This is a genomic window from Nonomuraea sp. NPDC050404 (assembly GCF_040655495.1).
Classification (GTDB): Bacteria; Actinomycetota; Actinomycetes; order Streptosporangiales; family Streptosporangiaceae; genus Nonomuraea.
In genome coordinates this window covers 417,617-436,311 of record NZ_JBFAKB010000005.1, presented here as the reverse complement: position 1 = coordinate 436,311, position 18,695 = coordinate 417,617, and the positions used below count along the sequence as shown (strand labels likewise).

Annotated in this window: 21 protein-coding genes; 9 read left to right on the top strand and 12 right to left on the bottom strand. The window is 70.3% G+C overall.

What is annotated here, in order from left to right; translation table 11 throughout:
* Positions 1 to 29 precede the first annotated feature (29 nt).
* Entirely contained in the window at positions 30 to 1,229 is a 1,200-nt protein-coding gene (locus AB0I81_RS16325) for a hypothetical protein (RefSeq protein WP_360656698.1), read from the top strand.
* Between the two features lie 110 nt (positions 1,230 to 1,339).
* Positions 1,340 to 2,278, top strand: a complete 939-nt coding sequence (locus AB0I81_RS16320) for a DUF5996 family protein (protein WP_360656695.1) — start codon at positions 1,340 to 1,342, stop codon at positions 2,276 to 2,278.
* 196 nt (positions 2,279 to 2,474) lie between these two features.
* Here the strand turns inward: AB0I81_RS16320 and AB0I81_RS16315 are convergent, their stop codons facing one another.
* Complete coding sequence (locus AB0I81_RS16315) at positions 2,475 to 3,743, bottom strand: sigma-70 family RNA polymerase sigma factor (RefSeq protein ID WP_360656693.1); 1,269 nt, start codon at positions 3,741 to 3,743, stop codon at positions 2,475 to 2,477.
* Between the two features lie 11 nt (positions 3,744 to 3,754).
* Complete coding sequence (locus AB0I81_RS16310) at positions 3,755 to 4,171, bottom strand: YciI family protein (RefSeq protein ID WP_360656690.1); 417 nt, start codon at positions 4,169 to 4,171, stop codon at positions 3,755 to 3,757.
* 110 nt (positions 4,172 to 4,281) lie between these two features.
* Between AB0I81_RS16310 and AB0I81_RS16305 the strand changes: the two genes are divergently transcribed.
* Entirely contained in the window at positions 4,282 to 5,064 is a 783-nt protein-coding gene (locus AB0I81_RS16305; RefSeq protein ID WP_360656687.1) for an alpha/beta fold hydrolase, read from the top strand.
* On the opposite strand, the gene AB0I81_RS16300 is transcribed toward AB0I81_RS16305, so the two are convergent.
* Positions 5,012 to 5,995, bottom strand: a complete 984-nt coding sequence (locus AB0I81_RS16300) for a WYL domain-containing protein (protein WP_360656684.1) — start codon at positions 5,993 to 5,995, stop codon at positions 5,012 to 5,014. The two genes, AB0I81_RS16305 and AB0I81_RS16300, sit on opposite strands and share 53 nt — an antisense overlap.
* 74 nt (positions 5,996 to 6,069) lie before the next feature.
* Here AB0I81_RS16300 and AB0I81_RS16295 point away from each other — a divergent pair, with 74 nt between their 5' ends.
* The gene (locus AB0I81_RS16295) at positions 6,070 to 6,546 is read left to right on the top strand and encodes a VOC family protein (protein WP_360656681.1); all 477 of its coding nucleotides are present in this window, start codon (positions 6,070 to 6,072) and stop codon (positions 6,544 to 6,546) included.
* 45 nt (positions 6,547 to 6,591) lie between these two features.
* Positions 6,592 to 7,392, top strand: a complete 801-nt coding sequence (locus AB0I81_RS16290) for a maleylpyruvate isomerase family mycothiol-dependent enzyme (protein ID WP_360656678.1) — start codon at positions 6,592 to 6,594, stop codon at positions 7,390 to 7,392.
* Between the two features lie 7 nt (positions 7,393 to 7,399).
* On the opposite strand, the gene AB0I81_RS16285 is transcribed toward AB0I81_RS16290, so the two are convergent.
* Entirely contained in the window at positions 7,400 to 7,852 is a 453-nt protein-coding gene (locus AB0I81_RS16285) for a DUF2000 domain-containing protein (RefSeq protein WP_360656675.1), read from the bottom strand.
* Between the two features lie 114 nt (positions 7,853 to 7,966).
* Here AB0I81_RS16285 and AB0I81_RS16280 point away from each other — a divergent pair, with 114 nt between their 5' ends.
* Positions 7,967 to 8,464, top strand: coding sequence for an Lrp/AsnC family transcriptional regulator (locus AB0I81_RS16280; protein ID WP_360656672.1), 498 nt, complete (start codon positions 7,967 to 7,969; stop codon positions 8,462 to 8,464).
* Here the strand turns inward: AB0I81_RS16280 and pip are convergent.
* From pip to AB0I81_RS16260, 4 genes are all read right to left on the bottom strand, one after another.
* The gene (pip, locus tag AB0I81_RS16275) at positions 8,461 to 9,438 is read right to left on the bottom strand and encodes a prolyl aminopeptidase (protein ID WP_360656669.1); all 978 of its coding nucleotides are present in this window, start codon (positions 9,436 to 9,438) and stop codon (positions 8,461 to 8,463) included. The two genes, AB0I81_RS16280 and pip, sit on opposite strands and share 4 nt — an antisense overlap.
* A 44-nt stretch (positions 9,439 to 9,482) precedes the next feature.
* Positions 9,483 to 10,040: a DUF6624 domain-containing protein gene (locus AB0I81_RS16270; RefSeq protein ID WP_360656666.1), complete on the bottom strand. Its 558-nt coding sequence runs from the start codon at positions 10,038 to 10,040 to the stop codon at positions 9,483 to 9,485.
* A 66-nt stretch (positions 10,041 to 10,106) separates the two neighbouring features.
* A complete protein-coding gene (locus AB0I81_RS16265) occupies positions 10,107 to 10,892 on the bottom strand; it encodes a neutral zinc metallopeptidase (RefSeq protein ID WP_360656664.1) in 786 nt (261 codons plus the stop codon).
* Positions 10,893 to 11,019: 127 nt separating this feature from the next.
* A complete protein-coding gene (locus tag AB0I81_RS16260; protein WP_360656661.1) occupies positions 11,020 to 11,718 on the bottom strand; it encodes a hypothetical protein in 699 nt (232 codons plus the stop codon).
* On the opposite strand from AB0I81_RS16260, the gene AB0I81_RS16255 reads away from it, so the two are divergent.
* The gene (locus AB0I81_RS16255; protein ID WP_360656658.1) at positions 11,717 to 12,073 is read left to right on the top strand and encodes a hypothetical protein; all 357 of its coding nucleotides are present in this window, start codon (positions 11,717 to 11,719) and stop codon (positions 12,071 to 12,073) included. The genes AB0I81_RS16260 and AB0I81_RS16255 overlap by 2 nt on opposite strands.
* Positions 12,074 to 12,150: 77 nt before the next feature.
* Here AB0I81_RS16255 and AB0I81_RS16250 read toward each other — a convergent pair whose 3' ends face one another.
* Entirely contained in the window at positions 12,151 to 13,371 is a 1,221-nt protein-coding gene (locus AB0I81_RS16250) for a cytochrome P450 (protein ID WP_360656655.1), read from the bottom strand.
* 189 nt (positions 13,372 to 13,560) lie between these two features.
* Here AB0I81_RS16250 and AB0I81_RS16245 point away from each other — a divergent pair, with 189 nt between their 5' ends.
* Together AB0I81_RS16245 and AB0I81_RS16240 are read left to right on the top strand one after the other, a co-directional pair.
* Positions 13,561 to 14,052 carry a GNAT family N-acetyltransferase gene (locus AB0I81_RS16245; RefSeq protein WP_360656652.1) on the top strand — a complete coding sequence of 164 codons (492 nt, stop codon included), beginning with the start codon at positions 13,561 to 13,563 and terminating at the stop codon, positions 14,050 to 14,052.
* Positions 14,053 to 14,309: 257 nt separating this feature from the next.
* On the top strand, positions 14,310 to 16,139 hold the full coding sequence (locus tag AB0I81_RS16240) for a rhamnogalacturonan lyase (RefSeq protein WP_360656649.1): 1,830 nt from the start codon (positions 14,310 to 14,312) through the stop codon (positions 16,137 to 16,139).
* A gap of 47 nt (positions 16,140 to 16,186) precedes the next feature.
* Here AB0I81_RS16240 and AB0I81_RS16235 read toward each other — a convergent pair whose 3' ends face one another.
* From AB0I81_RS16235 to AB0I81_RS16225, 3 genes are all read right to left on the bottom strand, one after another.
* Positions 16,187 to 17,020, bottom strand: coding sequence for a hypothetical protein (locus AB0I81_RS16235; RefSeq protein ID WP_360656646.1), 834 nt, complete (start codon positions 17,018 to 17,020; stop codon positions 16,187 to 16,189).
* Between the two features lie 67 nt (positions 17,021 to 17,087).
* The gene (locus tag AB0I81_RS16230) at positions 17,088 to 18,104 is read right to left on the bottom strand and encodes a CU044_5270 family protein (RefSeq protein WP_360656643.1); all 1,017 of its coding nucleotides are present in this window, start codon (positions 18,102 to 18,104) and stop codon (positions 17,088 to 17,090) included.
* The gene (locus AB0I81_RS16225; RefSeq protein WP_360656640.1) at positions 18,097 to 18,663 is read right to left on the bottom strand and encodes an RNA polymerase sigma factor; all 567 of its coding nucleotides are present in this window, start codon (positions 18,661 to 18,663) and stop codon (positions 18,097 to 18,099) included. Before AB0I81_RS16225 ends, AB0I81_RS16230 begins: the two co-directional genes overlap by 8 nt.
* Between the last annotated feature and the right edge of the window lie 32 nt (positions 18,664 to 18,695).

Below are 18,695 nucleotides of genomic sequence, written 5' to 3'. Positions count from 1 at the left end.
CCCGGGGTCGATACGGCAAACTTCGAGGCATGAGTGCACCGGATGTCACCGCCCTGCTCGCCGAGTTGGAGCGATCTCAGCCGGATCTGGCCGAGGAGGCCAGGACCGCCGTCGAATGGTTGACGGGTGGGGAGCCGCTGGAGACGGTGACCCAGCTCGACGTCTGCGAGTTCCTCTGGTACACGTTGCCGCTCAAGGTCGGGCCGATGAAGGTCAGCACCGACCTGGAGCGCCTGGCCCGTTCGCTGGGGCGGCTGCTCCAGCTCGGCGGCATGGACCGCTATGCCGCTCTCTGCGTGTCCTCGACGACCGTACAGATCCTGCGCACCTACGCCCATGAGGGCGAGGACGCCGGCACGACCGCCTACCAGCAGGCGCTGGAGGCCACGGGTGTGCTCCCGCCCGACGTACCAGAACTGCAGTGGAGCATGATCATGGGGCCGGAGGAGCTGGGCGCGCACATCGCCTGCTCCGCCGCGCTGGAGCTGGCCATCGTGGCCGGCGAGAGTGTGGACCGCACGGCGCTGACCCGCCGCTGGCTCACCGAGCCGCGCACCGACCTGGGCGGCGACAGCTGGCTCAACCGGGTGCACGGCGAGCGGCTCAACCGCTGGGTGCTGGGGCGCGGCCCGGCCAGGCGGAAGCTGGCCCAGCCGTTCGAGGTGCGCCTGCACGCCCCGGTGACGCCACAACCGCTGCCGACGCTGAACCGGCTGCTGTCCCTGGCCGCCTCGGGGGAGAGCCTGCCGCTGCGGCTGGCGCCCTCGCCCGAGGCGCTGCGGCTGCGTGACCTGGCCGAGCGGGAGCTGGGGGCGATCAGGTACGACGGCGCCAAGCTGGCCATCACCGACTACGGCATGCGGCTGCTGAAGTCGAAGTCGGCCATGTGGCGGGCGGTCACCCGGCTGCTGCTGGCCAGGGGCGAGCACGAGTTCGAGGTGTCGGCCAGGGAGGCCGCGCTGCTGCTGCTCGCCGACGGCACGCTGATGTCGCCCGGCCAGCTGCGCGAGCGGGTGGCCGAGGTGGTGGGCGGCGAGGGCTGGCATCCGGCGACGAACCTGGAGGACGTCGCCGGGCCGGTGAACGATCTGGTGGCCCAGCTCACGGCGCTGGGGCTGGCGTTCAGCGACGACCTGGCGGTGCGGATGGACCGGCCGGGCCAGCTCGCGGCGCTGGCGGCGCTGCGCTCCCATGCATTGCGGCCGAGAAAGTACGTCAGCTCCGGCTGAACGGTGGCGCGGCCCGGCCTCCGGGCCGCGTTCCACGACCCCGGGGATCCGGTCGAATACTCCCAGTAGTTACGATTGCAGGGAAATGCTCTACGTCGGAGGGGGCCGTCATGGAGCTGTTCCCGGCCATGCCGCTGGCGGAATGGACGGAGGCCAAGGAGACCTTTCACCGGTTCGCGCAGATCGTGGGCAAGATCCGGCTGGCATCGAGCAACCGCCGCAACCACTGGTGGCAGGTGCCCTTCCATCCCACGGGGCGCGGGCTCACCACCCGGCCGATGGGCGGGCTGGGCGAGCAGCCGCTGTTCAGCGTGGACTTCGACCTCGTACGCCACCGGCTGGTGGTGGACGTCTTCGACGGCCGCAGCGCGGAGTTCAGCCTGATCGGCCGGTCGGTGGCCTCGTTCCACGACCGGCTCTTCGAGACCCTTGCGGGGCTGGGGATCCGGCCGGAGATCTGGGCGGTGCCGTTCGACATGGGCGACAGCACGCCGTTCGCCGAGGACACCCTGCACGCCCGCTACGACCCGGTGCTCATCAACCGGTACTGGCGCATCCTGTCGCAGGTGGTGCAACTCCTGGACCGTTTCGCCGCCGACTTCGCCGGCAAGACGAGCCCCGTGCACCACTTCTGGCACACCTTCGACATCGCGGTCACCCGCTTCACCGGCCGGGTGGTGAAGGTCTCACCGCAGGCCGATCCGGTCACGCGGGAGGCCTACAGCTGGGAGGTGATCAGCTCGGGGTTCTGGTTCGGCGACAAGGAGCGGCCGTGGCCGGCCTTCTACTCCTACACCGCGCCGGAGCCCGACGGGCTGGAACGCGAGCCGCTGCGTCCGGCGCAGGCCGAGTGGCTGGCCGCCAGGGGCAGCCATCTGGCCGTGTTGCGCTACGACGACGTGCGCGGCATGGACGATCCCGTGGGGGCGGTGCTGGAGTTCCTGGACAGCGCCTACCAGGCGGGGGCCCGGCTGACCGGGATCGACGCGGAGGCGATGGCCGCTCCCGGCGGCATCACGGACCCGTACTGGGATCAGAAAAACACGTGAGCGCCCGCCCTCCGGAGAGGGCGGGCGCCCCACGAGTGCGTACCGGTGTGCGTGTCGCCTCTCGGCGAAAGGCACAACGCGGCTCCAGCCGAACGGTAGTCCGCGAAGGCAATAGGTGAGGCCCGGGGACACTGGGCACACCGGCCACGCTGTATGTAACCACATCCCCCGGCGATGCATTCCCGTCCCACGCCGATTAATTTTCCCCGGGCCCGGCCAGGCGGGCCGCTCTGGAGCGCAGATAGCGCCGCTGGGGGAAGCTCATGGCCAGTTCCGCCGCCCTCTCGTACGACGCCCGTGCCCCCTCGTGGTCGCCGGACATCTCCAGCAGGTGGGCGCGCACCGCGTGCAGCCGGTGGTCGCCGGACACCCGGTCGTCGCCGCCGAGCCGTTCTAGCCGGTCGAGGCCGGCCTGCGGGCCTCGGGCCATGGCCACGGCGACCGCGTGGTTGAGCGCCACCATGGGGTTGTCGGCGATGCGCAGCAGCAGTTCGTACAGGGCCGTGATCTGCGGCCAGTCGGTCTCCGCCGCGGTCGGCGCCTCGTCGTGCAGGGCGGCGATGGCGGCCTGGAGCTGGTACGGCCCCGGCGTCCCCCGGGGCAGGGCGTCCGTGACGAGTTCGACGCCCTCGGCGATGCGGGCGGCGTCCCACAGACCGCGATCCTGCTCGGCCATCGGGATCAGCGCCCCGTCGGGCCCGGTACGGGCGGGGCGGCGCGCGTCGGTGAGCAGCATGAGGGCCAGCAGCCCGGCCACCTCCGTGTCATCGGGCAGCAGCCGGCGCACCATCCGCGCCAGTCTGATCGCCTCGGCCGTCAGCTCGGCGCGGTGCAGGTCGGGGCCCGAGGTGCTGGCGTACCCCTCGTTGAAGATCAGGTAGAGCACGTGCAGCACCGCGCCCAGCCGCCGGTCGCGCTCGGCGGCGCGCGGCAGGCGGAACGGCACGCCGCTGTCCTTGATCCGCTGTTTGGCCCGGGTGATGCGGCGGGTCATGGTCGGCTCGGGCACCATGAACGCGCGGGCGATCTGCGCCGTGCTCAGGCCGCCGACGGCGCGCAACGTGAGCGCGACCTGCGAGGCGGGCGACAACGACGGATGGCAGCACATGAACAGCAGGACGAGCGTGTCGTCGGAGTCGGAGTCGGAGGCGGAGGCGGCGTCGGAGGCTGTGAGCGGCCGGTCGGCGGGGGCCTGCCGCCAGTCCTCCGGTAGCGCCCTGGCCGCCACGGCGTCCTCACGGCGGCGGCGCGCCTGCTCGGCGCGCAGCAGGTCGGTCAGCCGGCGGGCGGCCACCGTGATGAGCCAGGCGCGTGGACTGTCCGGTAAGCCCTCTTCGGGCCACTGGGTGGCCGCCGCGAGCAGCGCCTCCTGCACGGCGTCCTCGGCGGTGTCGAAATGCCCGTAACGCCGGACGAGCGCGCCGAGGACCTGCGGCGCCAGCTCGCGCAGCAGGTCCTCAGTCACCCCGCCGCCGTTCAGAACCCCAGGTCCTCTGACGAGTCGATGAGGGGCCGGATGTCGGCGTAGGCGTCGGCGTACAGGTCACCGGGGTACGGGCACTGCCCCAGCCGGCCGGCGATCTCGGTGGCCCGGTCGAAGCTCTCGCACTCCACGATCCAGTAGCCGGCCAGCACCTCCTGGGTCTCGGCGTAGGGCCCGTCGGTCACGTACGGCGCGCCGTCCCTGGCACCGACCCTGCGCGTGTGCACCGGCGCGGCCAGCCCCCGCGTCTCGACCAGTTCGCCGGACTCCGTCAGTTCCTTGTTGACCGTGGTCATGAACTCGTGCATGGCTGCCAGGGCCTCCGGGGTCCAGGACGCGCGGCCGGTGTCCTTGCCGGCCATCTCGTCGTAGTCCCGCTGGGAGGCGTACGAAAGGATCATGTACTTCATGGTTCGTCCTCTCTCGTGGTCTTCAGCAGGGACGTCGGAGCCGGGGCGGCTCACCGGACATCATGCACCCGGTTTCGCCGAACTTTTTCGCGTAGGGCACCATCGGAGGCGTGCCATACGTAACCACCCCGGGCGGCGTGAAGCTGTCCTACCAGGTCAGAGGCGCTGGCCGGCCCCTCGTGCTGCTGCAGGGCCAGTCCAACGACCACCGCTGGTGGGACTCGGTGCGCGCGGACTTCGACGCGGCGTACCAGACCATCACCCTCGACTACCGGGGCACGGGCGACAGCGACAAGCCCGACGAGCCGTACGGCACCCGGGGGTTCGCCGCCGACGTGCTGGCCGTGCTGGACGAGGCGGGGGTGGAGCGGGCGCACGTGTACGGGACGTCCATGGGCGGGCGGGTGGCCCAGTGGCTGGCGGCCGAGCATCCCTCGCGGGTGGGGGCGCTGGTGCTCGGCTGCAGTTCGCCCGGCGGCGCCCACGGGGTCGAGCGGAGCAACGACGTACGCAGGTCGCTGGCCCAGCCGGACCGGGCGGCGGCCGAGCGGGCGCTGCTTGAGCTCATGTACACGCCCGCCTGGCTGGCCACCCATCCCGGCCCCTATTTCACGATCGGCGACCCGGGCATGCCCCACTACGCCCGCCTCCGCCACCTGGCCGCCAGCGCGCGCCACGACGCCTGGGACGTGCTGCCCGCCATCACCGCACCCACACTGGTCGTGCACGGCAGCGACGACGTGTTCAACCCCGCGGCCAACGCCCCGCTGCTGGCCGGCCGCATCCCCGGCGCGGAGGTGCGGATGATCGAAGGGGCGCGGCACGCCTACTTCGAGGAGTTCAGGCACGTGGCGGGTCCGATGGTGCTGGAGTTCCTGCGGCAGCACGCGTGAGGCGGGCGGCCAGCGCGCGCAGGTGCGTGATCAGCTCGGCCGGTTCGTGCACCTCGAACTCGCAGCTCAGCGTGGTCAGCCGGAAGGCCAGCCAGTCGAGGGTATCGGCGTGCATGCGCAGCCGGCACGCACGCCCGCCGATCGGGGTGACCTCGCCCAGCGCCCTGACCGCCTCGTTCGCGGGTGTGTGCACCGTGACGACGGCCTCGTACGTGGGAGCCGACGTGTACAACTTGTCCGCCACGTAGGCCGCCGCGTCCCCGCCCGGCGGCTCCCGTGGCACGATCCTGGCCCCGGTGGCCTGTAGATCGTCGATGCGGTCGATGCGGTAGATCCGCCAGTCGTCGCGGTCGAGGTCGTGGCCCAGCAGGTACCAGCGCCGCCCGGCCGCCACCAGCCGATGCGGGTCCACCAGCCGCCGGCTCTGCGAACCGTCGTGCGCCCGATACCCGAACCGCACCCGCTCCCGGCCCTCCACCGCCACCGCCAGCGCGGTCAGCCGCCCGGGATCGACCTGCGCCCCTTCGAGGGCCGGCATGGGCACGGTGGCCCCGCCGAGCGACCTGACCCGGTGGCGCAGCCGCGTGGGCAGGACCTGCTCCAGCTTGGCCAGGGCCCGCACGGACGCCTCCTCGATGCCGCGCACGGGATGCCTGGCCGCGGTGGTCAGGCCGACCGTGATCGCCACCGCCTCCTCGTCGTCCAGCAGCAGCGGCGGCATGGCCGTGCCCGCGACCAGCCGGTACCCGCCCACCGCCCCCATCGTGGCCGCCACCGGGTAACCGAGGTCGCGCAGCCGTTCGACGTCTCGCCGTACCGTGCGGCGGCTGACGCCCAGGCGCTCGGCCAGCTCACCGCCGGGCCACTCGCGCGGGGTCTGCAGCAGTGACAGCAGGGCGAGGAGACGGGAATCACTCATGACTTCAAGCATGCCGCGCATGTAGGACAGGTCCCGGCCTACATGGCCTCTACCTTCGGTCTTGTTCGCGACTCTCAGGAGGAATCATGACCGTCAAGCCGATCCCCGACGGATACACCACTGTCACCCCGTGGATCATCTCCGCCGACACCGACGGGCTCATCCGCTACCTGGTGACCGCGTTCGACGCCGTCGAGCTGGGCCGGGTGACCGACGCGGAAGGCCGCATCGGGCACGCCGAGATCCGGATCGGCGACGCGATCGTGATGCTCTTCGACGCCCCGCCGGAGTGGCCGGCCACCCCGGCCTTCCTGCGCCTGTACGTCCCCGACGCCGACGCCACGCACCGCGGCGCCGTCGAGGCCGGCGGCACGTCGATCACGGAGGTCACCCATCTGTACTGGGGCGACCGGGTGGGCCGCGTCCGCGACCCGTTCGGCAACCTGTGGTGGATCCAGTCCAGGATCGAGGACGTGCCGGAGGAGGAGCTGGGCAGCCGGATGAACGACCCGGAGTTCGTCAAGGCGATGGAGTACGTCCAGAGCGCCCGCTTCTTCGACTGAGAATCGGATGGAGGTCGATCTTCGAGGTGCGGCAGAGTGAAATCCATGGACTCTGCCGCACCTTTCGCAGCGGAAGTACGCGCATTCCACGACGCCGCCCGCCGGGCGGCCGACTCGGGCCAGGCGCCCATGGTGCCGTCCTGCCCGGCCTGGACGATGTCCGACCTCGTGCTTCACCTGGGCATGGTGCATCGGATGGTGGGCACCATCATCAGGGAACGCCTGCGGGTGCCGCCGATCGACCCCGCCGGGCTGGCCAGGGCCGAGTTCCCCGCCGACATGACCGGCTGGCCCGCGCCGGATCGTGCCCCGACCATGGGGCCGATCCCGCCGAGCCTGCTGGACTGGTTCGACGAGGGTGCGCAGCTGCTCGGCAGGCAGTTCCGCGAGCACCCGCCGGACGAGACGGTCTGGACGTGGGCGCCGGAGCAGACGGTCGGCTTCTGGTTGCGGATGCAGACGATCGAGGCCGCCGTGCACCGCTGGGACGCCGAGAACGCCCTCGGCGCGGCCCGCCCGGTCCCCGAGGAGATCGCGGCGAACGCGGTCACGCAGACGTTCGAGGTCATGGCTCCCGCGCGGCGCGCCTGGATGAAGGCTCCGCCGGGCGCGGGCGAGCGCTTCCGCTTCGTACGGACCGACGGGCCCGGCCAGTGGCTGGTGCGCTTCGACGTCGAGGACGTCCGGCTCGGCTTCGGCGAGGACGGGGGCTTCGACATCGAGTTGTCCGGTACGGCGTCGGACCTGATGTTGTTCCTCTGGCGGCGCATCCCGGCCGACCGGCTGGGCGTGCGCGGCGACCAGGCCCTGCTCGACCGCTACTTCGTCCTGGTTCCGCCCATCTGATCCGGCCTCAGCGCAGCAGGGGCAGCCGTCCCGTGAGCCGCTCGACGACCTCCCGCGGCCCGAACAGGCTGACCGCGTAGTACGGCGGCTCCTGCGTACGCGCCAGTTCGGCCAGGTAGTCGTCGTACACGTTGGTCCGCTGCGCGATGGCGGCCATGTCCGCCACCACCAGGTCGGGCTCCGCCGCCGCCTCGTTCCTGATCCGCGCCACGATCGCGGCCGGCGCGCCCAGCACCGTGCAGCCCGTCCACGGCAGCCCGGCGTGCGCCAGCCCCGAGGCGTCCACGCCGCCGGAACCGACGATCGCCGGCACGGCGACCCCGGTGGAGGCGGCCAGGCACGCCGCGGCGTTGGCCTGCAGCCCGCGGGGCAGGTCGCGGTCGATCACGATCACCCACTTGACCGCCAGCTCCTTGGTGGGCAGATCGGTACGGCGGTCGAGCTCGTCGAGCACGTTCATGCACGGATCCTCTCTCCGAAGTTCACCCCGAAGAATCACACCTATGCCGTTGTTCCACCAAAGGATGTGGCCGGTTTCCGAAGGAAATTCGGAAACCGGTGGCAAGCTGGGTACGTGGACGAACTAGATACGGCGATCCTCGCCGAGTTGCAGCGCGACGGCCGCCAGACCAACCGCGAACTGGCCGAGCACCTCGGCATCGCCCCCTCGACCTGCCTGGAGCGGGTGCGCTCGCTGCGCACGGCCGGCGTGATCGAGGGCTTCCACGCCGAGGTCAACCTCGACGCGATCGGCCGCCCGGTGCAGGCGCTGATCAACGTGCGCCTGCACCCCAAGATCCGCGAGGCGGTGGAGGGCTTCCGCGACTACGTCGCCGGGCTGCCCGAGACGCTGGCCGTGTTCGTCGTCTCGGGCGGGGACGACTTCATCATCCAGGTGGGCGTGCGGGACGCCGGGCACCTGCGCGACTTCGTGCTCGACCACGTGTCGCGGCACCGCAACATCGCCGACGTGCGTACGTCGCTGGTCTACGACCACATCCGCAAGACGTCGGTGGAGGTGCTGCCGCCCGAGCGCCGCCCCTCACGCCCGCGCACCGGCCGCAAACGTTAGTCCGTGGCCGGATCCTGCACTGGTGAGAAGCGCTCGATGGCCTCGTGCAGGACCTTCCTGAGCGTCTGGCTGCCGGTGTGCCCGGAGTCCTCGACCACGTGCAGTTCGGCGTCCGGCCAGACCTTGCTCAGCTCCCACGCGGTGTGCAGTGGCCCGCCCAGGTCGAGGCGGCCGTGGATCAGCGCGCCCGGGATGCCGGCCAGCTTGCCCGCCTCGCGCAGCAGCACGCCCTCCTCCAGCCAGGCGGCGTTGGCGAAGTAGTGGGAGCAGATGCGGGTCATGGCCATCACGGCGTCGGCCGGCCGGTCGCTGTAGGCGCCCGGCTTGCCGTTGCTCTCCTGCGAGATCACCGCGTCCTCCCAGGTGACCCAGTCGGTGGCGGCCTTCTCGCGTACCTGCCGGTCGGGGTCGGACAACAGCCGTGCGTAGCCCGCCAGCAGCGCGAAAAGGTCACCTTCGCGGTCGGCCTCGGGCACGCCCTGCCTGAACCGTTCCTGCTCCTCGGGGAAGAACCTGCCGACGCCCCGGTAGAGCCACTCGATCTCGGAGCGGCGGGTCATCGTGACGGCGACGATGACGATCTCCGACACCCGTTCCGGATGGGTCTCGGCGTAGGCCAGGATCAGCGTCGAGCCCCACGACCCGCCGTACAGCAGCCACTGGTCGACGCCGAGGTGCTCGCGCAGCCGCTCCATGTCGGCGATCAGGTGCTGGGTGGTGTTGTGGGTCAGGTCGGTGGCGGGGTCACTGGCGTGCGGGCGGCTGCGGCCGCAGTTGCGCTGGTCGAACAGGATTATTCGGAACCGTTCCGGGTCGAAGGTGCGGCGCGAGTTGACCGAGCACCCCGATCCTGGCCCGCCGTGGACGACGACCGCGGGCTTGCCGTCCGGATTGCCACAGACCTCCCAGTAGATGAGGTTGCCGTCGCCGACGTCGAGCATGCCGGTCTCATAGGGTTCGATCGCGGGGTACATCAGGGGCTCCTCTCCAGCAATGTAACAGCGCTTCAATATAGCTGTCACTTGGCCGTTTTGAGCTCTTCCAGGTACTCCCGCAACGTCTTCAGCCCGACGTCCGCGCGGCGTTCGTCCACCTCCGCCTCGTTCTCGATGGGCGTGCGGGGCCGCCAATTGCCCTGGGGATCGGTCTCCCACTGGGTGCCGTACACCTGCGGCCTCTTCTCCGCCACCCGCACCCGATCCACCAGGAAGGCCATGTCGGACGGATCGGCGTCGCCCTTCTCCACGGCCTGCCGCATCAGCTCCAGGCCGCGCCGCTGCAGGTCCAGGTCGCGGTCGGCGTGCTGGACCAGCGCCCAGGCGGCCTGCGCGCCGTCCTTGCCGACCATGGCGTGGCCGGGCCAGCCGTGCGCGTCGAGGATCTGGCGCATGCGCTCGGTGTTGGCCTTCTCGACCCGATCCCAGTCCTCCTGGGCCGCTTCGAGGGTCCTGACCTCCTGGTCCTGCTTGAGCATGCCGAGCAGTTCGGTACGCAGCCCGGGATTGGTCGGCGGGGCGTCACCGCAGGCCGCGACGAACGTCAGCGCGGCGAGCAGGAAGGCGAGGAACGCGCGCATGCACCGGCTCCTTCCACCGGGGTCCGCGGCGACCCGCGTGGCCGCCGCGGGGAGATCACCCGATTATCACGCGACTTTGGCGGACGGAGCCGCCCAGGTGTTGCACGATTTGGGATCGCCGGTGGCGTAGCCCTGCTTGATCCAGTGACGAATGTTGGACGTCGTGCCGAGCTCGCGCACCTCGCCGCGGGCGTCACCCTCCTGAACCGACAGGAGCTTCTTCCAGTCCTTCGCCGTACGACCCTTCATGGGCCAGACGCTCTTCGTGAACGCGCCACTCAGGCACTCTGCCTGGAGGGAACGACGGCGGATCTGTTCATTAAGTTCGGACTTGTTGCGATATGGCGCATCTTGGTAGGCCCGCTCTATGCCCACGAGCGACTGTACGTGGTGGCCGTACATGTAGCCGGCGAAGTGGAACATCCAGAGGTCAGAGGCGTCATCCAGCCAGGTCTTGCCCACCTGGAAGGCAATGGTGCCGGTTTCGGCGCAGTAGTACCCCTGCGAGTCGATTTTTCCCGTTTCGAACTCGCACCACTTCTTGGGGAACTTCTTCACGTGCTCGACCTTCACCTTCTTGTAGGTGAGGCCGGCCCCGGCGAGGTGCTGCTGCCAGGTCTTCTCGAGGCAGCCGATGACCCCATCAAGGTATTTACGGGCCTGGTTGAGGCGGTCGCCGCGGCGCATCTTGTGCTCCGCGCACTCGGCCTTGGGCAGCGCACCGGCCGCATAGAGGGGGTTGGCGGTGAGCTTCTCGTCTTTCACGGGATAGGTCGCGGCCGTCGCGGTGGCCGTACCGGCAATTGGGGCGATGAGGGCTGCCGTTAAGACGGCAATCTTGAGTGTTTTCACGAGGCGTGACATTAGAGCCCGGCGTGCCGTGTGCGCAACGCGGCGACTACCGGTAAAGAGGGCTAGATCCAACTATGAAGTAATTGAACCAACACTAAGGGTACTGATCGCAAGGATAACTAGATCATCACCCATCGGGGAGCATCATGTACCGGCATGCCGTTGCCGTATTCACCGCCACCTCCGCCGTCCTGCTGGCGAGCGCCGCCCAGGCGACCGCGGATGACGGGACCGCCGCCCGGTGCGGCAACTTCGACGCGATCAGCATCAACGTGTCGCCGCCCGCGCCGCTCACGGGGACCATCACGGGCGAGGACATCAGAAGCCTGATGGACACGATCATCGGCGACTCCCGGCTGCGGGGGTTCTTCTCGCCGGAGGCCACGATGCCCGCCATTCCCGGCGTGCCGTACATCGCACCCGTTCCCGTGCCGTACGCACCGATCTCCGGGCCGTTCGCGCCCCCGGTCCAGGCCGAGGTGCGGCTGAACGCGTCGGTCGCCGACTCGTACGCGCCGATGCAGGGCGGTCCGACGCCGAGCATGAGCACGAGTACGAGCGCGTCGGCCGCCCCGAGCGGATCCGCGGTCCCGAGCACCAGCCAGTCGGCGCTCCCCCGCCCGAGCCAGGCGCCCTTCCCCAGCACCGGCCAGTCGTCCTTGCTGGGCCCGAGCGGCGCGGCGGCCCCGCCCTCACTCTCCCCCGGCTCGGACCTGCCCGCCTCCGCCACCGGCTCGGGCCTGTCCGCCTCCGCCACCACCGGCTCGGATCCGTCCGCGCCCGTCGCCGGCTCGGACCCGTCCTCGCTCTCCCCCATGCGGGTCATGTTCGAGGACCTCATCAACCGGGCGCTGACGTGCGCCCGCAGCACGGCGGCCCCGGGCACGGAGCTGCCGCCCATGCCGGTGATCGACACCGCGTCCGTTGCCCACTACCTCGAACGAGTCGTCTCCACCATCCCGGCCGCCTGTGCGCCCGCCGGCGAGCCTGCCCCGGCGCAACGGCCGGCGTCGTTGCTGGAGGCCCTCGGTGTGCACAGGATCCTGGACGCGCTGACCGACAACCCGGCAGCCTGCGCACTTCCCGCGACCGGAACCACTCCCCAGGACCGATCCACGCCCTCGCTCCTGAGCGTCATCGGAGTCACGGGCCTGCTGGACTCCCTGTTCGACCGCGACTGATCGCGGTAACCGCAGGGTCGAGCCCCCACAGGGCGAGCGTGGCGGTGCCCTGGGGGCCCGGCTGCCCGGTTCTCAGGTCAGCTGCGCGGCCCCAGCACCACCGGCAGCGCGGTCGGCCCCTCCGTGATGAGGGAGAAGCTGTAGGCGACCTCGTCCTCCGGGATGGCCAGCCGCAGCTCGGGATAGCGGGCGAACAACGACGCCAGCGCGATCCGCATCTCCAGCCTGGCCAGCGGCGCGCCCAGGCAGAAGTGCGGCCCGCGGCCGAAGCCGAAGTGCACGTCCGGCTCGCGTGAGGCGTCGAACCGATCGGCGTCCGCGCCGAACTTGGCCGGGTCCGTGCCCGCCGCCCCGAGCGACACGATGATGGGCTCGCCCGCCGGGATCGTGGTCCCCGCCACCTCAACCTCCTGCAACGCGTAGCGGAACATGACGTTCTGCACCGAGTTGCGGGCGCGCAGTGACTCCTCCACCACCTCGGCCCAGATGCCGTCCTTCCTGACCTTGGCCACCTGCCCGGGATCGGAGCACAACGCGATCACCGTGTTCGCGATCAGGTGCACGGTCGTCTCGTGACCGGCGATGAGCACCAGCCACAGGATCCACACCATCTCGCTGTCGGACAGCCGGTCGCCGTCGTCCTCCTGCGCCCGGATGAGCCCGGTGGTGAGATCGTCGGCGGGCTCGACGCGCCTGCGCCCGATGTAGGCACGCAGGTAGCCGAGCAGTTCGTCCGCGGCCGTGGCGGCCTCCTGCGGCGTGGCGGTGTGGGACAGCAGCACGTTGGTCCACTCGCGGATCTGGTAGCGCTCACCTTCCGGCACGCCGAACAGCTCGCAGATCACCGCGATGGGCAGCGGCTCGCTGAAGTGTTGTACGAGATCCACCACCTCCTCCCGCTGCTCCGCCAGCCGGTCGAGCAGGTCGTCGGTGAGCTCCTGGATGCGGGGGCCCATGGCCTCCACGCGGGCCGGGGTGAAGGCGCGGTTGATCAGGCCGCGCAGCCGCCGATGGTCACCGCCGTCCTTGACCAGCAGGTGCTCCCCCTCGACGAGTTGCCGCAGCGGCCAGTCGGGAGGGATGGTGCCGTCGTGCATCGCGGGGCAGTTGACGGGGTTCTTGCCGTACAGGGTGCCGTCGCCGGAGAGCACCTCGTTGACCGTCTCGTACGAGGTCACGATCCAGGCGGCGACCTTTCCTGGGAGTTCGACGGGCACGACCGGGCCGCCCTCATCCCGGTATCGGCTGACCGTCTCGGACGTCCGCTCGCCGGGGACTGGAAGCTGCAGTGGATGCATGGGCGATCTCCAAAGGACGGGGTACCTTCACTTTCCGCTTCGTTTACGGCAAGAACCAATGCCGCTTTGTCATCATGTGACCACGGAGTGCTAAAACCCTGCCGCTCAGGCCATATGGGTCTGGGCGAAGAGACACTCCCCTGGTAAGCCACGGGCGATGTACGGGACGTGCGCGTTTATCGTGGCCAAATGGACACCATCGAGACACCGCTGCTCATCCTTCGCCCCCTGCGCCCTGAGCATGCCGATGAGATGGCCGTGGTGCTCGCGGACCCCGCGTTGCACACGTTCATCGGCGGCGCCCCGCTGTCCGCGCAGGACCTGCGGGCGCGCTACGAACGGCTGTCCGCCGGGCCGCCCGGCTGGCGCAACTGGGTGATCTGGCTGCGGCGGGAGGAGCGGCTGGTGGGCTACGTGCAGGCCACGGTGGACGGCCGTACCGCGGAGATCGCCTGGGTGATCGGCACGCCGTGGCAGGGTCGCGGCCTGGCCACCGCCGCCGCCACGGCCATGGTCGGCCGGCTCGCGGAGCAGGGGATCGACACGTTCGTCGCGCACATCCACCCCGACCACCGGGCCTCGGCGGCCGTCGCCACCTCGCTCGGCCTGAGCCCGACCGACCGGTGGGAGGACGGCGAGATCCGCTGGGAGCGCACGGAAGCCCCGCCGCCGCGCGGCTGACGTCGAGTCAAGCGGGCGGGTCAGCGAAATCCGGTACGACTCCTTGCGGATCAAGTACCGCCTGGCTTTAATACGCCCTGGCGCCGCCCCAGCCACCCCCGCCGCCGAAGAGGAGCACCTGTGACGATCCCCGCAGGTCAGGCACCCCGTTCCACCCTCAGCCTCGATCTGTTAGCGCTATCACCGCGCCGCCCCACCCCATGAAACTTTCTTTTTGCCCATCGGGAAAGCGCTTACCAACCGCAAAGGAACCCGCCATGCGCTTACACCTGGCAGCCGCGGCCACCGTCCTGGCCCTGGCCTCGATCACCATCCCGTCCGCCCCCGCCCAAGCCGCGCCACCCACGAAGCAGATGGAAGACCTGGACCGGGGGCTGGTGAGCGTACGCTCAGGCTCGGGCAACCTCGTCTCCTGGCGACTGCTCGGCACCGACCCCGACGGCGTCGCCTTCAACCTCTACCGGGGCTCGACCCGGGTGGCCTCGAACCTGACCATCTCCACCAATTACCAGGACAACGGTGCCGCCGCCGACGCCTCCTACACCGTGCGGGCGGTGGTCGGCGGGACCGAGCAGGCCGCTTCGCCCGCCTCGCTCCGCTTCACCGGCGGCTCCTACCTGGACGTGCCCATCCAGCCGCCGTCGGGCGGCACCACCCCGGACGGCGTCTCCTACACCTACAGCGCCAACGACGCCAGCGTGGGCGACATGGACGGCGACGGACAGTACGAGATCGTGCTGAAGTGGGACCCGTCCAACGCCAAGGACAACTCCCAGTCCGGCTACACCGGCAACGTCTACGTCGATGCCTACCGCCTCAACGGCACCCGCCTGTGGCGCATCGACCTGGGCCGCAACATCCGGGCCGGCGCCCACTACACGCAGTTCCAGGTCTACGACTACGACGGCGACGGCCGGGCCGAGGTCGCGATGAAGACCGCCGACGCCACCAGGGACGGCGTGGGGACGGTGATCGGCAACTCCGGCGCCGACCATCGCAACTCCGGCGGTTACATTCTGGCCGGGCCCGAGTACCTGACCATGTTCAACGGCCTGACGGGCGCGGCGATGTCCACGGTCAACTACGACCCGCCGCGCGGCACGGTCTCCTCCTGGGGCGACAACTACGGCAACCGGGTGGACCGTTTCCTGGCCGGGACCGCGTACCTGGACGGGGAACGTCCCTCGCTGATCATGGCCCGCGGCTACTACACCCGCAGCGTCATCGCCGCGTGGGACTTCCGCAACGGCTCGCTGACCAAGCGGTGGACGTTCGACAGCAACTCGGCGGGCTCGCAGTACGCCGGACAGGGCAGCCACAGCCTGTCCGTCGGCGACGTGGACGCCGACGGCCGCGACGAGATCGTGTACGGCGCCATGACCGTCAACGACAACGGCACCGGCCTGTGGTCCACCCGCACCGGCCACGGCGACGCCCAGCACCTGGGCGACTTCGACCCGGCGCGGGCGGGCCTGGAGTACTTCAAGGTCAGCGAGTCCTCCTCGCAGCCCAGTTCGCTCTACATCGACCCGCGCAACGGCAGCATTCTGTGGTCCACCGCGTCCGGCTCCGACAACGGCCGCGGCGTGGCCGGGGACATCTCGACCGTCCGGGTCGCCGGCGAGTTCTGGTCCGCCTCGGACACGACCCTGCGCAGCGTCACCGGCAACAGCGCCGCCCGCGAGCCGTCCTCGGTGAACTTCCTGGCCTGGTGGGACGCCGACCCGGTCAGGGAACTGCTCGACCAGACCAGGATCGACAAGTACGGCACCAGCTCCGACACCCGCCTGCTGACCGCCTCCGGCGTGCACTCCAACAACGGCACCAAGGCCACCCCGTCGTTGTCCGGCGACCTGTTCGGTGACTGGCGCGAGGAGGTCATCTGGCCCACCAGCGACAACCGCGCGCTGCGCATATACGCCACCACCACGGCGACGGACCGGCGCATCTACACCCTGATGCACGACCCGCTCTACCGCGTGTCGGTGGCCTGGCAGAACACCGCCTACAACCAGCCCCCGCACACCAGCTTCTTCCTCGGCGACCGCATGCCCACGCCCCCGCGTCCGGACATCTACGTACGCTGACGTGCGGATCCCGCCCGGCCTCCGCCGGGCGGGATCCCCTGTCCTGTCTAGAGGGCGAAGTCGATGGCGTACTCCTGGTACACCCGCTCCTGGACGGCGCGCGCCCGCGGCAGGTACGCCTGGTAGAACGCCTTGCCGCACTTCAGGTCGGCCAGCGCCGCCGCCACCTCCTTGTCCAGGTACGGCCTGGCCTGCGCGGGCTTCATGGCCGGCCACATCCAGAAGTCCTTGTCCTTGAGCTTCTCCTCGGGCACCGAGGTCGTCTGCCGCGACCTGGCGACCTCGGTGCTCTGCTTACGGAACTCCCGCACACCCCGCTCGGCCAGCTCCGACGGCTTCGCCGTGGAGACTCCGAGGCAGGAGGCGAACTCCTCGCCGAGCTTGACGAGCTTCCCGTCCTGGTCGAGGACCCGCAGCCGGCCGTCCACGGCCGCCCCCATCTGCTCCAGGAAGTCCGCCTGTGAGGACGCCTTCTTGCCCAGCACGGACTTGACGGCCTTGGCGAAACACCTCTCGTCCGCGGCCTGGTAGGACTTGAGCCGGCTCGGCGACAACGACATCAGATGCTTGTTGTTCCTGCTCTCCCGGCCTTCCCCGTGGACGGCGGGGTCCTTGGGGAAGACGAGCCTGGACCAGACGCCGAAGCCGTACTTCGCGCGATAGGCCCGCATCGCCTCAGGATCGCCCGTGACCCTGGCCCGCTCCTCCTTGGTCCATTCGCGCTTCATGACCTCCTCGGGAAGGTACTTCAGTCCGCGCTCCTTCATGCAGTCGGCACGTACCGTCTCGATCTCGGCCTTGTTCTCGTACGCGGTCTCCGTGGCGGGCGACGCCAGCGAGGTGACGATCAGGGCGGAGGCGACCGCATTGACGATCAACATGGGATCTTCCTTTCGTTGTGCGGGCATGCCGAACAGAACGTCCGGCGCTTTTTTGGGGGTTAAGGGGTCAGCAGGGGATCTTCATCCGGGAGACCTTGTCCGACACAGCGGGCAGGCTCGGGACGAGTTCGACGCCGAGCACGGCGGTGCCCGTCGTGGCGCCCTTGGGCTGCGTGATGGTGCCGTTGGGGGTGTCCTCCCGCACGTCCGCGACGTTCACCGTGCGCTCGCCCAGATAGCGGTACGTGCTCCGGTCGAAGATCAGCTCGGAGCGGCGGCCGCCACCCTCGTCCATGGCCACGGCCATGCCCGGCCTGCCCGCCACGTCCACGACCTCCGGCACGAGTTCGATGCCGTCGACCTCGGCCACCACCCGGTAGAGCGCGGCGCTCAGGCTCGGGCGCACCACGGACTCCTTGACCAGCCGCTTCAGCTCGTTCCACTGGCTCAGGGGATCCTCGCCCACCTGGGCGACGAGCTTGGCGCGCACCTGGCCGACGTCACTCGGCCAGTCGCCCAGCCGCGCGTAGGCGCGCGGTCCCGGACAGTACGACGGCTCGTGCAGGATGTCCACGACGCCGCGGTCCCACAGGTGGCGCAGGGCCGGGCCCTCGGCGGCGTAGGACTGCTCGCGCATCAGCCACGGCCGGTTCGCGTCCGCCGGATCCCAGCGTTCCTCGTTGCCGTGCACGACGGTCAGCGGGAGCTTACCGGTCGCCTTGTCGCGGGTGTACAGGTTCTTCCTGACCCGCATCTTCGTGTGCACGTACTGGCCGGGGCCCGGCACCAGCTCCTCCTGCCCTGCCGCGGCCGCGGAGGCCCGCTTGAGCAGGTCCTGGGCATTGGCCACGGACCCGGCACCCAGAAGGCCCACCTGCGCGGCGACGATCACGGCACTGAGCCCGGTCGCCAGCGCACCGACCAGACCGACCCTCAGCGCCGGCCGGCGGAACCTGATCCGGGGCCGCGGGCGTTGCGGCATGCCGGCCCGGGAGAGCAGCGCGGCGCGAGAGGCGGCGAGATCCTGCTCACTCGCCTCCGGCATGTCGGCCCACAGGCGCCCGAGCTCCTTCAGCTCATCCATGGTCTGTCCCTTCCAGGGCCTGGCGAACCTTCTTGCGTGCCCGATTGAGCCGTGAGCGGACGGTGCCGACGGGGATGTCCAGCGCGGCGGCGACCTCCTCGTACGTCAGCCCCACCCACGCCACCAGCAGCAGCGCGTCCCTGTCGCCCGCCCGCAGCCCGGCCAGCGCCGCCACCAGCGGCCTGTTCACCGCGAGCGTCCCGACGCCCTCCTCCACCAGCCCGCCGCCGATCTCCACCGGGTCCACACCGCCGCGCACGTACGCCCGGTACCGGGACAACTCCGCGCGCCGCCGCTTGCCGATCACGTTGGAGGCGATGCCGTACAACCAGGGACGGGCGTCGGCCTGATCGAGCCGGTAGCGCTGCCGGTGCTCGAACGCGGCCAGGAACACCTCCGACACGACGTCATCGGCCGAATCGGGGCCCAGCCTGCGGGCGGCGTAGCGGTGCAGCGCCGGAGCGTGCCGGTCGAACAGCACGGCGAACGCCTCGGGCTCACGCCACGACCTTCTGATCAGGTCGGTGTCGGCAACCTCGGCTGTCGCCGGTTCTGCCATGGACGGTCAGCTCCTTCTGGCGGTGCCCCGTA

Bases quoted from the DNA above. Each gene is read 5' to 3' on its own strand.
- AB0I81_RS16250 (WP_360656655.1), bottom strand. From the start codon at position 13,371: ATGCATCCACTGCAGCTTCCAGTCCCCGGCGAGCGGACGTCCGAGACG.
- AB0I81_RS16245 (WP_360656652.1), top strand. From the start codon at position 13,561: ATGGACACCATCGAGACACCGCTGCTCATCCTTCGCCCCCTGCGCCCT.
- AB0I81_RS16310 (WP_360656690.1), bottom strand. From the start codon at position 4,171: ATGAAGTACATGATCCTTTCGTACGCCTCCCAGCGGGACTACGACGAG.
- AB0I81_RS16230 (WP_360656643.1), bottom strand. From the start codon at position 18,104: ATGGATGAGCTGAAGGAGCTCGGGCGCCTGTGGGCCGACATGCCGGAG.
- AB0I81_RS16240 (WP_360656649.1), top strand. From the start codon at position 14,310: ATGCGCTTACACCTGGCAGCCGCGGCCACCGTCCTGGCCCTGGCCTCG.
- AB0I81_RS16225 (WP_360656640.1), bottom strand. From the start codon at position 18,663: ATGGCAGAACCGGCGACAGCCGAGGTTGCCGACACCGACCTGATCAGA.
- AB0I81_RS16325 (WP_360656698.1), top strand. From the start codon at position 30: ATGAGTGCACCGGATGTCACCGCCCTGCTCGCCGAGTTGGAGCGATCT.
- AB0I81_RS16235 (WP_360656646.1), bottom strand. From the start codon at position 17,020: ATGTTGATCGTCAATGCGGTCGCCTCCGCCCTGATCGTCACCTCGCTG.
- AB0I81_RS16270 (WP_360656666.1), bottom strand. From the start codon at position 10,040: ATGCGCGCGTTCCTCGCCTTCCTGCTCGCCGCGCTGACGTTCGTCGCG.
- AB0I81_RS16320 (WP_360656695.1), top strand. From the start codon at position 1,340: ATGGAGCTGTTCCCGGCCATGCCGCTGGCGGAATGGACGGAGGCCAAG.
- AB0I81_RS16295 (WP_360656681.1), top strand. From the start codon at position 6,070: ATGACCGTCAAGCCGATCCCCGACGGATACACCACTGTCACCCCGTGG.
- AB0I81_RS16300 (WP_360656684.1), bottom strand. From the start codon at position 5,995: ATGCTTGAAGTCATGAGTGATTCCCGTCTCCTCGCCCTGCTGTCACTG.
- AB0I81_RS16260 (WP_360656661.1), bottom strand. From the start codon at position 11,718: ATGACCCGCATGGGGGAGAGCGAGGACGGGTCCGAGCCGGCGACGGGC.
- AB0I81_RS16255 (WP_360656658.1), top strand. From the start codon at position 11,717: ATGTTCGAGGACCTCATCAACCGGGCGCTGACGTGCGCCCGCAGCACG.
- AB0I81_RS16285 (WP_360656675.1), bottom strand. From the start codon at position 7,852: ATGAACGTGCTCGACGAGCTCGACCGCCGTACCGATCTGCCCACCAAG.
- AB0I81_RS16290 (WP_360656678.1), top strand. From the start codon at position 6,592: ATGGACTCTGCCGCACCTTTCGCAGCGGAAGTACGCGCATTCCACGAC.
- pip (WP_360656669.1), bottom strand. From the start codon at position 9,438: ATGTACCCCGCGATCGAACCCTATGAGACCGGCATGCTCGACGTCGGC.